Annotated in this window: 13 protein-coding genes and 3 pseudogenes; 12 read left to right on the top strand and 4 right to left on the bottom strand. The window is 66.7% G+C overall.

The features are described 5' to 3' along the window. Positions 1-88 precede the first annotated feature (88 nt). Positions 89-807, bottom strand: a pseudogene (locus KIV56_RS02040) (MIP/aquaporin family protein). A 268-nt stretch (positions 808-1075) separates the two neighbouring features. On the opposite strand from KIV56_RS02040, the gene dhaK reads away from it, so the two are divergent. From dhaK to KIV56_RS02080, 8 genes and pseudogenes are all read left to right on the top strand, one after another. Continuing rightward, positions 1076-2077 carry a dihydroxyacetone kinase subunit DhaK gene (dhaK, locus tag KIV56_RS02045; RefSeq protein WP_281534973.1) on the top strand — a complete coding sequence of 334 codons (1002 nt, stop codon included), beginning with the start codon at positions 1076-1078 and terminating at the stop codon, positions 2075-2077. A gap of 11 nt (positions 2078-2088) precedes the next feature. Continuing rightward, positions 2089-2737, top strand: a pseudogene (dhaL, locus tag KIV56_RS02050) (dihydroxyacetone kinase subunit DhaL). Next, positions 2730-3470, top strand: a complete 741-nt coding sequence (dhaM, locus tag KIV56_RS02055) for a dihydroxyacetone kinase phosphoryl donor subunit DhaM (RefSeq protein ID WP_281534974.1) — start codon at positions 2730-2732, stop codon at positions 3468-3470. Before dhaL ends, dhaM begins: the two are co-directional and overlap by 8 nt. A gap of 91 nt (positions 3471-3561) precedes the next feature. Next, a complete protein-coding gene (locus KIV56_RS02060; RefSeq protein ID WP_281534975.1) occupies positions 3562-3720 on the top strand; it encodes a hypothetical protein in 159 nt (52 codons plus the stop codon). A gap of 147 nt (positions 3721-3867) precedes the next feature. Next, on the top strand, positions 3868-5028 hold the full coding sequence (locus KIV56_RS02065; RefSeq protein ID WP_281534976.1) for a hypothetical protein: 1161 nt from the start codon (positions 3868-3870) through the stop codon (positions 5026-5028). Positions 5029-5089: 61 nt separating this feature from the next. After that, positions 5090-6331: a toxic anion resistance protein gene (locus tag KIV56_RS02070; protein WP_281534977.1), complete on the top strand. Its 1242-nt coding sequence runs from the start codon at positions 5090-5092 to the stop codon at positions 6329-6331. 2 nt (positions 6332-6333) lie between these two features. Next, the gene (locus KIV56_RS02075) at positions 6334-7935 is read left to right on the top strand and encodes a VWA domain-containing protein (protein WP_281534978.1); all 1602 of its coding nucleotides are present in this window, start codon (positions 6334-6336) and stop codon (positions 7933-7935) included. Further along, positions 7922-8560 carry a hypothetical protein gene (locus KIV56_RS02080; protein ID WP_281534979.1) on the top strand — a complete coding sequence of 213 codons (639 nt, stop codon included), beginning with the start codon at positions 7922-7924 and terminating at the stop codon, positions 8558-8560. Before KIV56_RS02075 ends, KIV56_RS02080 begins: the two co-directional genes overlap by 14 nt. Before the next feature lies 1 nt (position 8561). Here KIV56_RS02080 and KIV56_RS02085 read toward each other — a convergent pair whose 3' ends face one another. Continuing rightward, positions 8562-9191, bottom strand: a complete 630-nt coding sequence (locus KIV56_RS02085) for a dihydrofolate reductase family protein (protein ID WP_281534980.1) — start codon at positions 9189-9191, stop codon at positions 8562-8564. Positions 9192-9421: 230 nt separating this feature from the next. Here KIV56_RS02085 and KIV56_RS02090 point away from each other — a divergent pair, with 230 nt between their 5' ends. Both KIV56_RS02090 and KIV56_RS02095 read left to right on the top strand, forming a co-directional pair. Then, positions 9422-9793: a hypothetical protein gene (locus tag KIV56_RS02090; RefSeq protein WP_281534981.1), complete on the top strand. Its 372-nt coding sequence runs from the start codon at positions 9422-9424 to the stop codon at positions 9791-9793. Further along, a complete protein-coding gene (locus KIV56_RS02095) occupies positions 9784-10137 on the top strand; it encodes a VOC family protein (protein WP_281534982.1) in 354 nt (117 codons plus the stop codon). Before KIV56_RS02090 ends, KIV56_RS02095 begins: the two co-directional genes overlap by 10 nt. A 115-nt stretch (positions 10138-10252) precedes the next feature. On the opposite strand, the pseudogene KIV56_RS02100 reads toward KIV56_RS02095, so the two are convergent. Beyond that, positions 10253-12620 (bottom strand): annotated as a pseudogene (locus tag KIV56_RS02100) (ATP-binding cassette domain-containing protein). A gap of 126 nt (positions 12621-12746) precedes the next feature. Between KIV56_RS02100 and KIV56_RS02105 the strand changes: the two are divergent. Further along, positions 12747-13340: an HdeD family acid-resistance protein gene (locus KIV56_RS02105; RefSeq protein ID WP_281534983.1), complete on the top strand. Its 594-nt coding sequence runs from the start codon at positions 12747-12749 to the stop codon at positions 13338-13340. 30 nt (positions 13341-13370) lie between these two features. Here the strand turns inward: KIV56_RS02105 and KIV56_RS02110 are convergent, their stop codons facing one another. Then, positions 13371-14135 carry an SDR family oxidoreductase gene (locus KIV56_RS02110; RefSeq protein ID WP_281534984.1) on the bottom strand — a complete coding sequence of 255 codons (765 nt, stop codon included), beginning with the start codon at positions 14133-14135 and terminating at the stop codon, positions 13371-13373. A 116-nt stretch (positions 14136-14251) separates the two neighbouring features. On the opposite strand from KIV56_RS02110, the gene KIV56_RS02115 reads away from it, so the two are divergent. Further along, positions 14252-14692 carry an NfeD family protein gene (locus KIV56_RS02115; protein WP_281534985.1) on the top strand — a complete coding sequence of 147 codons (441 nt, stop codon included), beginning with the start codon at positions 14252-14254 and terminating at the stop codon, positions 14690-14692. Positions 14693-14715: the final 23 nt, after the last annotated feature.

Raw genomic sequence — 14715 nt, forward strand, 5'->3', positions numbered from 1 at the left:
AGCTCACTAGCTGACGTGCTGAGGAGCGATTCACATGCAGAAGCCGACCGGCCGGTCCCGGTGGGGGACCGGCCGGTCGGCCGGTGCACTAGGCGAGAATGGGCAGAAGAGCGTACGAGGCCCATCCTGCGAGGACGCCGCCGATGATGGGGCCGACGACCGGCACCCAGGAGTACGACCAGTCCGAGGAGCCCTTGCCCTTGATCGGCAGGATGGAAGTGCGCGATGCGCGGCCCCAGGTCACGGGCCGGGTTGATCGCGTACCCGGTCGGCCCACCGAGCGAAGTGCCGATCACGATCACGAGCAGGGCCACCGGAAGCGGGCCGAGCGCGGCCAGTCCGCCGTTGACGCCCTGGCGACCGCCGCCGAAGGCGATGATCACGAAGACCAGCACGAAGGTGCCGATGATCTCGGTGACGAGGTTCCAGCCGTAGGAGCGGATGGCCGGACCGGTCGAGAAGACGCCGAGCTTGTTGGCCGGGTTCGGTTCCTGGTCGAAGTGCTGCTTGTACGCCAGCCAGCAGAACACGGCGCCGATGATGGCGCCGAGGAGCCTGTGCGGCGATGTAGACGAGCACGGACAGGAAGTTCACCGGAACCCCGGAGCCGAATTCGGTCGCACCGGATGCGACGAGGCCGAGGGTGACGGCGGGGTTGAGGTGCGCACCTGAGTTGTATGCCACGATAACGCCGGAGAAGACGGCGAAACCCCATCCGATGGTGACCATCAGGAAGCCGCCGCCGAGACCTTTGTTCTTGGCCAGGGCGACGTTGGCTACGACACCGGTACCGAGGAGGACGAGCATCGCGGTGCCCACGACCTCCGACAAGAATACGACTCCAATATTGTCCACGTTGACCTTCCTTGGTAGGGCTCGAGCGCTGAACAGCCTGGTCGCGGTGAGCGACTGGCAACGCCATAGCGCGCTGGTATCCCGAGCGAAATAGGCAGGTAGAGGCGTGGTTCGTCCCTTACCTCGCCGCGTTCGTGCGCGTAGGTTAAGGACAGGCTCCGTATCGTCCGGGAGCCTGCGACGCCGACCGATCATCACCATCCGACCCGAAGGAAGAGTCATGAAAAAGCTCGTCAATGATCCCAAGAACGTTGTCGATGAGGCAGTGGCCGGGTTTGCGGCCGCGCACGGAGACATCGTGCGCGTATCCAGTGACCCCACGTTCATCGTCCGCGCCGACGCCCCGGTGTCCGGCAAGGTGGGCCTGGTCAGCGGAGGCGGAAGCGGCCACGAGCCGCTGCACGGCGGATTCGTCGGCGTCGGCATGCTCGACGCCGCCGTGCCCGGTGCGGTCTTCACCTCGCCGACCCCTGATCCCATCTTCGCGGCGACGCAGGCGGTCAACGGCGGTGCCGGCGTGCTGCACATCGTGAAGAACTACACCGGTGACGTGCTCAATTTCGAGACGGCTGCCGACCTTGCCCTCGCCGAGGGCATCGAGGTCCGCACGGTCATCGTCAACGACGACGTCGCCGTGAAGGACTCGCTGTACACGGCTGGACGTCGCGGAGTCGCCGGGACGGTCCTCGTCGAGAAGATCGCCGGGGCGGCGGCCGAACGCGGCGACGACCTCGCCGCCGTCGCCGCCGTCGCGGAGAAGGTCATCGGACAGGTGCGCACGATGGGCGTTGCACTGACGCCGTGTGTCGTCCCCCACGCCGGAGAGCCGAGCTTCACCCTGGCGGAGGACGAGATCGAGATCGGCATCGGCATCCACGGCGAGCCCGGCAGGGAACGGATCCAGCTCGAGCCCGCTGACGCCATCGTCGATCGCCTTCTCGGTCCGATTCTGGAGGACATTCCGTTTGTGAGCGGGGACTCCGTGCTCCTGCTCGTCAACGGCATGGGCGGAACCCCCCAGATCGAGCTCTATATCGTCTTCCGAAGGGCCGCCGAGGTCCTGGCAGCCAAGGGGATCACCGTCACGCGCACGCTGGTCGGGAATTTCACTACCTCCCTGGAAATGCAGGGCATGTCCATCAGCGTTCTCAAGCTCGACGACGAGCTCACCGAGCTCTGGGATGCGCCGGTGCAGACTGCGGCGCTACGGTGGGGACGGTAGAAGGAGATTCCATGAATCTGAGTGTCACCTGGGCTGAAGCCTGGATCCGGCAGTGTGTAGACGTCATCGCCGACCATCGCGTGGAGCCTGATCACCCTTGACAGGGACATCGGCGACGGCGACCACGGCGAGAACATGGACAGGGGCTTCCAGGCCGTGCTGGGCAAACTCGATACGCTCCCGGCAGATGCCGTCCCCGGCGACGTCTTCAAACTGGTGGCGACGACACTCATTTCCACGGTGGGCGGCGCGGCAGGGCCCCTCTACGGCACGGCGTTCCTGAAGGCCGCCGTCGCCGTAGCGGGGAAGCCCGACCTGGACGGTGCCGCCGTCGTTGCACTGCTGACGGCGGCTCGCGACGGAATCGTGCTCCGGGGCAAGGCGGCCAGCGGCGACAAGACCATGGTCGACGCCTGGACGCCAGCCGTGGACGCCGCAGCGGCCGCGGAACGCGCCGGAGCGAGCCCCGTGGCCATCCTCGTCGAGGCCGCGGATGCCGCGGAGGCCGGCGCCGTCGCAACCGAGCCGCTCGTCGCCCACAAGGGACGCGCGAGCTATCTCGGGGAACGTGCGATCGGACATCGCGATCCGGGCGCCCAGTCCAGCGCCCTGCTCCTCCGTGCGGCAGCCGAGACCGCCGAGCGGGTCGCCGATGAATGATTCGACGCCCACCGCCCCCGGCGCACTCGTCGGCCTCGTCTTCGTGTCGCACAGCTCGCTGATCGCGAAGGGCCTCGTCGATCTCGCCCGCCAGATGGCGCCGACCGTGCGCATGCTCCCGGCAGGCGGAACGGACGACGACCGGATCGGGACGAGTTTCGCCAAAGTGGCGGCGGGCATCGAGGCGGCGGAGGCCGGCAGGGGAGTCGTGGTGCTCTGCGACCTCGGCTCGGCAATCCTGACCGCGGAATCAGCGCTCGATTTCCTCGACGATGAGACCAGATCCCGGGTCGTCATCGTCGACGCACCTCTGGTCGAGGGCGCCGTCGCCGCCGCCGTCGCCGCGCAGATCGGCGGCGACCTGCCCGCCGTGGAGTCTGCGGCCCGGTCGGCCGGGGCACCGCACTCCGGCGGGGCCTCGGTACAAGCACCGGTGCCGGCCACCGATACCCAGTCCGGCCCGGCCAGGGACGACTCGACGGTGACGCGGACGGTGACCCTGATCAACGCGGACGGTCTGCACGCCCGTCCCGCCGCGGAGTTCGTGACTCTCGCCGCGACGCTCGGCGTTCCGGTCACGGTCAACGGCAGGGATGCCGCGAGCCTGCTGGCCATCATGGGCCTCGGATTGACGCGTGGCGCACGGGTCGAACTCTCGGCAACCGGTGACGGCGCGGCTGCGGCGGTCGACGCTCTCGCCTCTCTCCTGGAATCCGGGTTCGGCGAGGCCTAAGCAAAAATTCGGCTCACATCAACCCGATTGGATCTATGCTGGCCGCATGATGCAGGACAACACAGCGCCGTGTCCCGTGTGCGGCCATGCCATGAGTGAACACACGATCGTGCACGGCGCACACGACACGATCCTGAACTGTCCGGTGCCCCATCCGGGGGCATGGGACAGGGACGCATTCGAACCGGTCAACGAATTCGGCATGGTCACCCACCAGTACCCCGCGGATGACCCGCCCGTTCCCGGCTGAATTCTCGGACCCCACACCAGCAACGGCCGGTCAGCGCCTAAGTTCACCACGCCTGCGTTCACCAAGATTTACCCCTGATGCCCTATTGTCTGCAGTGCAGATGTCCTGCACAACGTCGTACCACCGAATCCAGACGGTAGCCATCGAATGAGCGCCACAGTCAAGCGTGTGATCGGGCTCGTCCTCGCGGGCGTGCTCATCGTCGGCGTGGTCGTCGTCGTCGTCGGTGGTCGCCTGTTCGGAGGAACGACAGGCACCGCTCCTGGGGCCACGGACCTCACGGTCGTCCATGGGGTCATCGGCTCGGAGAAGAAGCCGTTCTTCGACGATCCGGCCGTCCGGGCGGTCTTCGCCGAGAAGGGCATCGACGTCGAGGTCGTCACGGCGGGATCACGCCAGATCGCCACCTCCGTCGACCTCACCGGCGTCGATTTCGTTTTCCCGTCCTCCGCGCCCGCCGCCGAGAAGATCCGGCGCGAAGCCGGGGCGCGAAGCGTGTTCTCCCCGTTCTACTCGCCGCTCGCGATCGCGACCTTCACGCCGATCGTGACCCTCCTGCAGTCCGCGGGGATCGCGAACCAGGACGCCGCAGGCACCTGGCATCTGAACGTCGCTGAATACCTCAAGGCCGTCGCAGCGGGAACCCGGTGGAATCAGCTCCCCGGTGCCGCGGCGACCTACAACAGCTCCCGCTCGATCCTGATCTCGAGCACGGACATCCGCCAGTCGAACTCCGCGGCGATGTACCTCGCCATCGCGTCCTACGTCGCGAACGGGGACAGCGTCATCAGCTCAGCAGCCGCTGAGACAGCCGTCATCGACCCGATGGCGGCGCTCTTCCTCGAGCAGGGCTTCTCGGCCTCCTCGTCTGAGGCTCCGTTCGAGGACTATCTGTCCCAGGGAATCGGGTCCAAACCCCTCGTGATGATCTATGAGGCGCAATTCCTCGGCCGACAGATGAGCGCCACGGGCCGCAGCGCCATCACCCCCGACATGGTCCTGATGTATCCGGATCCGACCGTGCTCTCGAAGCACACCGTTGTGCCTCTTTCCGATCAGGGAACCCGGGTCGGCGAGCTCCTCCAGTCCGACCCCCGCCTTGCCCGGCTCGCGGCGCAATACGGGTTCCGGCCGGCCGACCCGGCCGTGTTCACGGCAGCACTCGCCGACAATGGCCTCACGGCGCAGGCAAGCCCCGTCAACGTCATCGACCCGCCCAGCTACGAGACGCTCGAGTCGATGATCACGACCATCAGCGGACGCTACGACACGCCCCTGGCGTCGCCGGACGCGAACGTGGACAAATGACCCGACAACACTCATTGAACGCACCACCTGCTGAACGATCCACCGGAGACCAAGGAGCACCATGGCAGACGCATCCCTCGATCTGAGCACTCCCACACCGGGCGAAAGGCCGGCCGCTGCCGCGACGAAGGCACCGCGCGTCGACACCGGGCTGGTGCTCGTGCCCCCGAACCCGGTCCCGGACATCGGCGGCACCCAGGCCAGCGCGATGATGCCGGTCAACGATGCCCGCACCGAGGAACTCGCCGGACGCGCACGAGCCTTCGTCGCCGACCTCATCGACCTCGACCCCTCGGCCCCGGAATTCCAGAAGAAGATCTCAGACGTCGCCCAGATGGGCAGGGACGAGATCCGGGCCGCGTCGGAGGTCAGCAACCGGATGCTCCAGCGCCCGGTCGCCGCGCTGGCCGCCGCGCGCGGGAAAGGCGACGAGGCCGACGCGCAACGGCGCGTTGCCAGCACCCTTGTCGAACTGCGCGGCACGATCGAGGACCTCGACCCGTCCAGGGCCGATGGCGGGGTCGCCCAGTTCCTCCTGAACCTGATCCCCTTCCGGGACAAGCTCCGCAGCTATTTCGCCCGGTACGCCTCCGCACAGAGCCAGCTCAACAAGATCATCCACTCGCTCCAGAACGGCCAGGACGCCCTCCTCAAGGACAACGCCGCCGTGGAGGGGGAGAAAGTGCGGCTCTGGGAGACGATGAACCGCCTGCAGGAGTACGCCCTGCTCACGAGCGCACTCGACGCCCAGCTCGTGGAACAGATCGACACGGTCAGGACGACCGACCCGGCCAGGGCGGACGCGCTCACGAGCGATCTCCTCTTCACGATCCGCCAGAAGCACCAGGACCTGCTGACCCAGCTCGCCGTGAGCGCCCAGGGGTACCTCGCCCTCGACGTCGTGCGAAAGAACAACGTGGAACTCATCAAGGGCGTTGAGCGGGCAACGACGACGACCATCTCCGCCCTGCGCACGGCAGTGATCGTCGCACAGGCACTGGCCAACCAGAAGCTCGTCCTCGACCAGATCACCGCCTTGAACACGACGACCTCGAACCTGATCGTATCGACCTCGCAGATGCTCAAGACCCAGTCGGTCGCCATCAGCGAGCAGTCGGCATCCGCCACCATCAGCCTCGAATCATTGGAAACGGCCTTCCAGAACATCTACGAGACCATGGACGCCCTGGACAGCTACAAGCTCAAGGCCGTCGCGACGATGGCCCAGACGGTCGACACACTGCAGGCCAGACTGACCGAGGCGACCGCATACCTCGAGCGAGCCCGGCCGGAAGCCCACTGAGCATGCGCCGCCTCCTGAAGAGCCTCGGCCTGGCCATGGTCACGGCGCTGGTGCTGGCCGGCTGCACGGTTACGCAGCCGAACGAGCAGGACGGCCTGCCCAACGACGCCACGACTCTTCGGGTCCTTGCGGGCAGCGAGGTCAAGGACATGGCTCCCATCCTGGAGTCTGCGGCAGCCGACCTGGGAATCCGGGTCGTCTTCGACTACACCGGTACCCTCGCCGGAACGGAACTCGTGGCATCCGGTCGTGCCACCGGTCGTTATGACGCGACGTGGTTCCCGAACAACCGGTACCTGTCGCTGCTTCCCGGTGCCGCCCGGGCCGTGTCCTCGAGTGTCAAGATCATGAGCTCACCGGTCGTCCTCGGACTCCGGCCGGCGGTGGCGGCCCGGCTGGGCTGGGACACCGCCCCGCCGACCTGGGCTGACCTCGCCGCCGCAGCCGCCGACGGCAAGTTCACCTACGGCATGACCAATCCCGCGGCCTCGAATTCCGGGTTCAGCGCCCTGGTCGCCGTCGCAACGGCCCTGTCCGGCACCGGGACCGCGCTCACGGATGCGGACGTCACGGCGGTCAGTCCTGTACTGACCCGGTTCTTCGCCGGGCAGAAACTGACTGCCGGGTCCTCCGGCTTCCTCGCCGACAAGTTCGTCGCGGACCCCACCCTCGTCGACGGCGTCATCAACTACGAGTCCGTGCTCCTCGGCCTCGACACCAAGGGCGCACCGCTCAGTATCATCCGGCCGACCGACGGAGTCGTCACGAGCGACTATCCGCTCACCCTGCTGGCTTCGGCCGACGCCGGCAAGCGCCCGCTCTTCGACAGCCTCACTGCCTGGTTGACCACGGACGCCGTCCAGAAGAGGATCGTGGCGGAGACCCATCGTCGCCCGGGCGTTCCCGGGATCGACACCGGGTCGGCCTTCCCTGCCGGAATCCTTTTCGAGACGCCATTCCCGAACACCCTCGACGTCGCAAACACCCTGATCCAGACCTACCTCGACACGGTGCGTGCGCCCGCACAGACGCTCTTCGTGCTCGACACCTCCGGGTCGATGGCTGGGGAGCGGCTCACGGCGCTCCAACAGGCGCTCAAGAACCTCGCCGGGGCGGATTCCTCGACGACGGGCGGTTTCGCAGCATTCCGCAACCGAGAACGCGTGACCCTGATCCCGTTCAGCACCGCCCCGGACGCCCCGACCATCGTCGACGTGCCTGCGGCGGACAAGACCGAGGCCTTGCAACGGATCCGTCATGTCGCGGACGGGCTCTCCGCGGACGGTGGCACGGCCATCTACGCCTCGCTGGAGCGCGCCTATGCGCTGGCCCGGCAGCAGAAGGCGGAGCGACCGGACACCTTCGTCTCGATCGTGCTGATGACCGACGGCGAGAACACCGACGGGGCCACGGCGAAGGACTTCGCGGAGTACTACGGGGCCCAGGACGCGGACACCCGCTCGATTGCGACCTACGTCGTGCTCTTCGGCAACGGCAACGTGGAGGAGCTCACCGGCGTGGCGAAGCTCACGGGAGGCCAGGCCTTCGACGCGTTGAACGGCGACCTGTCGAGCGCATTCCAGGACATCCGTGGGTACCAGTAGCGTGTCGCGGTGGCTCGCCTCCACCAAGAACATCGTCGGTTCGGCATTGGGCCTCGCGGCACTCGGCGCGCAGGTCGTCGTCGGCCTCGGCCCGCTGTGGCCCGGTGTCGTCGTCGCGATGTACCTCGTCGGTGCGCTCGTCGCACCGCGCGACAGGATCGACCTGCGGCCCGGACCATTGCACGGGAACGGGGGAGTGGCGTCAGCGGCGGACCTCGCCGCCCAGCTGGCCGTGTTGAGGCGATCGATGACGGCGGAGAACCGCCGCCTGCCTGACGAAGCGACCGCGCGGCTCGCCCGGATCCTGGACGCCCTCGATCAGATTGTCGCCCGCTGGACGGATCTCACCGAAGCGGCTGACCAGGCCCACACGGTCGAGCAGATGATCCTCGACTATCTGCCCACGTCGATCCAGCGCTTCCTGAACCTGCCACGCAGCTTTGCCATCGGGAGCCGGATCGAAGGGAAGAAGACGGCCCAGGACGAACTGATCGAGCAGCTCGACCTGCTCGAGACCGAGAGCGATCGCATCCGTACCGCGCTCTACGCGAAAGATCTCGCTGCGCTCGAAGACCAGAGTCGCTTCCTGCGCGAGAAGTTCGGCCGATCTGAACTGGACCTGTAGGTCAGGCGAGTCCGGGAAGAGGCACCGGCGGCGCCGGTGGGACCGGGGCGGCGGGGCGATAGGTCGCGATGATGACGCCCGTGCTCGTCGTCCGGCTGTCGACGAGGTCGAGGGACGCAGAGGGACCGCCATCGGGGAAGAGGCGTCGACCCGTGCCGAGCACGAGCGGGTGGATGAGGAGGGTGTACTGGTCGATCAGGCCCCAGCGCATCAGGGCGCGGACGAGTTCGCCGCTCCCGAGGATGACGATGTCCTTGCCGGGCCGCTCACGCAGTTCCGCCACGGTGGTCGTGGCCTCGCCGTTCAACAGGATCGAGTTGTTCCAGGCCAGGGGGCCGGGAAGGGTCTTCGACGTCACGTACTTCGGGATGTTGTTGATGACCTCGGTGTACGGGTTGTCCAGGGTCATTGCCGGCCAGATCGAGGCGAAGTCCGCGTACGTCTTGCGTCCGAAGAGCAGGGCGTCTGCGTCGCCGATTCCCGCTGCCATGACGCTGCCCATCACCGAGTCGGCATAGGGCTGGGCCCAGCCGCCGAGGTCGAAGCCGTCCCTGCGATCCTCGTTCGCCCGGCCGGGCGCCTGCATCACGCCGTCGAGGGTCACGCTGTTGGTGACCACGATTCTGCTCATCGAAACTCCTTTCCTCCGTCTGCAAACTTACTGCCCGCCGACGAATCTCCTAATTCGGGGGGACAACGGATCTCCCGTCGCTTCCTGTAGTCCTCCGATTGCACCAGGACCGAGCGGGTGATGCGTGCCACGGGTCTAACGCCTGTACGGCTGACGAGGGGGATCGGGAACCCGGGGAATCGGGAGACGGACCTCTGGAAACCGGGGGACGTGCGCGCTACCGTGGCACCATGAGCGCAATGGATCTGGCCACCCTCCGTCGCCTGGCCGCGGAGGGCAACGAAGAGGCCTCGAACCGGCTCGTCGAACTCGCGGCCGAGCGCGGCGACCTGGTCGAACTGCGCGCGTTGGTGGATTCCGGCAACGAACTCGCGGGAGAACAGCTCGCGCGGCTCGCGGGGGAGCGCGGTGACATCGACGAGTTGCGCCATCTGGTCGACGAGGGCAACGAGCTCGCGGCGGACAAGCTCGCCCAGTTCGCCGCGGCGCGGGAGGACATCGACGAACTGAGCCGTCTTGCCGACGAGGGCAACGAGGTCGCGGCGACACTTCTGACCCAGCTCATCCGGGGGACCGGGTCGGGGAGCGAATCATGGCAGTGACGGGCATCGGCGGGCTCTTCTTCCGCAGCAATGATCCGGACACCCGGGCAGCCTGGTACCGGGAGCACCTCGGCATCGAAGCGGGCCAGGCCGGTGTCTGGCACCAGCAGGCCGGCCCGACCGTGTTCGCGCCTTTTCCCTCCGAAAGTGACTATTTCTCGGAGAAGCAATCGTTCATGCTCAACCTTCGGGTCACGGGACTCGATGCACTCGCCGCGGAGCTCACGGCGGCGGGCATCCCGGTCGAGCGTCGGCCGGAGTGGGACACGACGGACTACGGCTGCTTTGCGCGTATCCATGACCCCGAGGGGCTTCCGATCGAGCTGTGGGAGCCACCGGCCTGAACTGACATGAGTTCGTTCGGACTGACATTAGTTCGTTCAAACTGACATAAGCTCCATTCAAACTGACATAATGTGCATTATCGGTCATTGTCGGATAGCTGGTTTTCAGGGTTGTTCAGGCTCCGACGTACGTCGCGAGGAAGGTGCCGGTCAGGGTCGACCGGGCGGCGACGAGATCGGCGGGTGTCCCTTCGAACACGATCCGACCGCCGTCGTGGCCGGCACCCGGACCCAGGTCGATGATCCAGTCGGCGTGTGCCATCACCGCCTGGTGATGTTCGACGACGATGACGGACTTGCCGGAGTCGACCAGCCGGTCGAGCAGGCCCAGGAGCTGTTCGACGTCGGCGAGGTGGAGGCCCGTGGTCGGCTCGTCCAGGACATAGACGTCGCCTTTCTCGGCCATCTGACTCGCGAGCTTGAGCCGCTGCCGTTCGCCCCCGGACAGGGTCGTCAGCGGCTGGCCCAGGCTGAGGTAGCCGAGTCCGACATCCGCCAGCCGCACGAGGATGGCGTGAGCGGCGGGGGTGCGCGACTCCCCCGAACCGAAGAATTTCTCCGCCTCGGTGACCGACATCGCGAGAACTTCGCTGATGTCGCGGCCGCCGAGGTGGTAGTCGAGCACGGATGCCTCGAATCGCTTCCCCTCGCAGACCTCGCAGGTAGTCGCGACGGTGGCCATCACGCCGAGGTCCGTGTAGATGACGCCGGCCCCGTTGCAATTGGCGCAGGCGCCCTCTGAGTTGGAACTGAACAGGGCCGGCTTCACGCCGTTGGCCTTGGCGAAGGCCTTGCGGATCGGCTCGAGCATTCCGGTGTATGTCGCCGGGTTGCTGCGCCGGGACCCCCGGATACCGCCCTGGTCGATCGACACCACGTCCGCGCCGGCCGGGATCGACCCGTGTACGAGGGAGCTCTTTCCCGACCCGGCTACCCCGGTCAGCACGACGAGCACGCCGAGCGGGATGTCGACGTCGACGTTCTGCAGGTTGTTCTTCGTCGCGCCGCGGATCTCCAGCACTCCCGTCGGGATGCGCACGGTGTCCTTGAGGCTGGACCTGTCGTCGAAGTGGCGACCCGTGAGGGTGCCGCTGGTGCGGAGTTCCTCGACGGTTCCTTCGAAGCAGACGGTGCCCCCTGCGGTCCCTGCGCCGGGACCGAGATCGACGACGTGGTCCGCGACGACGATGGTCTCGGGCTTGTGCTCGACGACAAGCACCGTGTTCCCCTTGTCGCGCAGCTGCAGCAGCAGCGTGTTCATGCGTTCGATGTCGTGGGGGTGCAGTCCGATCGTCGGCTCGTCGAAAACGTAGGTCACGTCGGTCAGCGAGGATCCCAGGTGCCGAATCATCTTGGTGCGCTGCGCCTCGCCACCGGACAGGGTTCCGGCGGGCCTGTCGAGAGACAGGTACCCGAGTCCGATCTCCACGAAGGAGTCCAGGAGCTGGCGCAGCGCGGTCAGGAGCGGCGACACGGACGGTTCATCCAGGCCGCGCACCCAGTCGGCCAGGTCGCTGATCTGCAGGGAGCAGGCATCCGCGATGCTGATCCCCGAGACCTTCGAGGACCGCGCGGCCGCACTGAGGCGGGTCCCCCGGCACTCCGGACAGGTCGTGAAGGTGACGGCACGATCGACGAACACGCGGATGTGCGGCTGCATCGCCTCGCGGTCCTTGGAGAGGAACGCCTTCTGGACCTTGGGGACCAGGCCCTCGTAGGTCATGTTGATGTCCCCCACCTTCACCTTGACCGGTTCCCGGTACAGGAAGTCCTCGAGTTCCTGCGCGCTGTAGTCCCGAATCGGCTTGTCCGCGTCGAGGAAGCCCGATCCCGTGAAAATCCGCACGCCCCAGCCGTCCGGCGTGTATCCGGGAATCGTGAGCGCCCCCTCGTTGAGCGACTTGGCCGCGTCGTAGAGCCTGCGTGAGATCGATGTCGTTGATCGTTCCCATGCCCTCGCAGCGCGGGCACATGCCTCCGGTGACCGTGAAGCTCCGCCGTTCCTTCACGGTCTTCCCCGCCCGTTCGAGCGTCACCGCTCCTGCCCCGCTGATCGAGGCCACGTTGAAGGAATAGGCCTGGGGCGAGCCGATGTGCGGCTGTCCCAGCCTGCTGAACAGGATGCGCAGCAGCGCGTTCGCATCGGTCGCGGTGCCCACGGTCGACCGGGAGTTGGCGCCCATGCGTTCCTGGTCGACGATGATCGCCGTCGTGAGGCCCTCGAGCACGTCCACATCCGGCCGCGCGAGGGTCGGCATGAAACCCTGCAGGAAGGCGCTGTACGTCTCGTTGATCATCCGCTGCGACTCCGCGGCGATCGTGCCGAAGACAAGCGAGCTCTTTCCCGAACCGGATACACCGGTGAAGACCGTCAGGCGACGCTTCGGGATGTCGATGCTGACGTCCTTGAGATTGTTCTCCCGTGCTCCCCGCACCCGGATCAGGTCGTGGACATCGGCGGCGTGCGGAGGAAGGCTCGTCATGGCTCCATTCAAGCAGCATCAAGCACGTCGGCGGGCTTGTGCCATTGCGCCCGAGGTGCCGTCTTCGCTACAGTCTCGGTGACCGAACCCCTCCTTCGGGGGTTCCCAAGTCCGAGGAGCGCAGCCATGTCGAACCCCGTCGCGGTATTCGATCTCACGATCGATCCACGGAAACTGAGCAAGTCGGAAGTGACCACCATCCGAACGGCCATGGCCATCGGCGGTGTGGTCGCCGTGATCCTCGGAGTGATGATCCTGGTCTGGCCCGGCGCGACCCTCAACGTCATCGCCGTGCTCTTCGGCCTCTACTTCCTCGTCGGCGGGATCGCTCGCATCGTCCGCGGCATCGCGATGGCCGGGGGCAGTGCCGGCGTCCGCGTGCTGAACATCCTGCTGGGAGTGCTGCTGCTGGTCGCGGGCATCGTGGCGATCCGGAATCCGATCGGGTCCCTTGCCGTGCTCGGTATGGTCATCGGGATCTCGTGGCTGATCGAAGGCGTCGCGGCGCTCGTTGAGACGGCTTCGGATTCCAGCCGATGGTTCGGGATCCTCTTCGCGGTGATCAGCATCGTCGCCGGCATCGTGGTGCTGCTGTCCCCCGTCAACTCGCTGGGGGTGCTCGTCGTCGTCGGCGGCGTCTTCCTGATCGTCTCCGGCCTTGTCCAGCTGGTGATGTCCTTCACCCTCGGCCGTGGAGCGCAGACGACCGTCACCGACTGACGTGCCGTCCTGCTTGCGAGTCGTCGCTTGCTAGTCGGTGACCATGTCCGTGGTGTCCCCGACGTACCGGGTGTTACCCGCGGGAATCGGTTCGACGGCGGCCAGGGCGACCTCCGCGGCGAATTCGCTCACGTTGTAGAGGCGACCGGCGGCGACCTTGCGGGCGCTCATCGTTCCGGGGCTGGAGCGTTCGAGGAGAGTCGCGGTGACGGTGCCCTCGATGATGTCGCCGGAGACCACGACAAAGCCGATGCCCTCGGATTCGAGCTCGGGGATGAGCGCACGCAGGGCGTCCTCCCCCGCTCGCTTGCTCCGTGCGACCGGCACGTACTCCGGCATGGTCGGGGCGGTCTCGAAGAAGTGCGCCTGGTGGCTCGTGACGAACACGACCCGGGCGCCGGCGCCCAGCAGCGGCCGAACGGCAGCGAGCAGGTTGAGCTGGGCATCCCGGTTGAGCTTCATCGCGTAATCGGGGGCCATGCCGGTCTCCATGCCACCTGAGGCATTCATCACCAGGATGTCGAGTCCGCCGTATTCCGCCCGGATCGTGTCGATCATGGCCGTGACGGAGGCCTCATCGGTGAGGTCGGCGCCCGCGGTGATGGCCGTTCCGCCGGCTGCGCGGATGGCGTCGGCGACTTTGATGGCCCGCGCCTCTTTGTTGCGGAAGTTGATGACGACGCTCGCTCCGGCCTCCGCGAAGATTCCGACGGTCGCGGCTCCCACGCCCCGGGAAGAACCGGTGACGAGGACGCGCTGTCCGTTCAGTGAACCTGCGGCAAGTGGGTTGGTCACGCGAACTCCTCAAATAACGAACTGGGTCTAGCAGAAGACCTTACCAAGAACCCCGCCCCCGCCCTTGTCGGCACACCTGCTAGTTTGAGAAGGGGAACACAACGGGGAGGGTCACGATGGACGTATTCGCCGCGAATTACGCGTGGGTTGTCTGGCTGGTGCTCATACTGATCTTCATCACGATCGAGATGGTCACTCTTGACCTCACGTTCCTGATGATCTCGCTCGGCAGTCTCGGCGGCCTGGTCTCCGGCCTGTTCGGTGTGCCGTGGTGGGGCCAGCTCGTGATCGCAGCGCTCCTGTCCATGGGGCTGCTGCTCGGCATCCGCCCGCCCCTGCTCCGCGTGCTCAAACGCGGCAGCGACCCCACGCTCAGCAACGTCGACGCCCTCCTCGGCCAGGACGGCCACATCGTGAGCTCGACCGGCCCCCTCGCCCAGGTGCGCCTCGCTAACGGTGAGACCTGGACCGCGCGCTTCTCCCCCTCGTCGAGCCGGCCGTTTTCGAGCCGGGCGAACGTGTCATCGTCATCGCCATCGACGGGGCGACCGCAGTAGTCATCCCGGCAGAAAGGAACATT

It is taken from the genome of Cryobacterium breve, from assembly GCF_027594785.1.
GTDB classification, from domain to species: Bacteria; Actinomycetota; Actinomycetes; order Actinomycetales; family Microbacteriaceae; genus Cryobacterium; species Cryobacterium breve_A.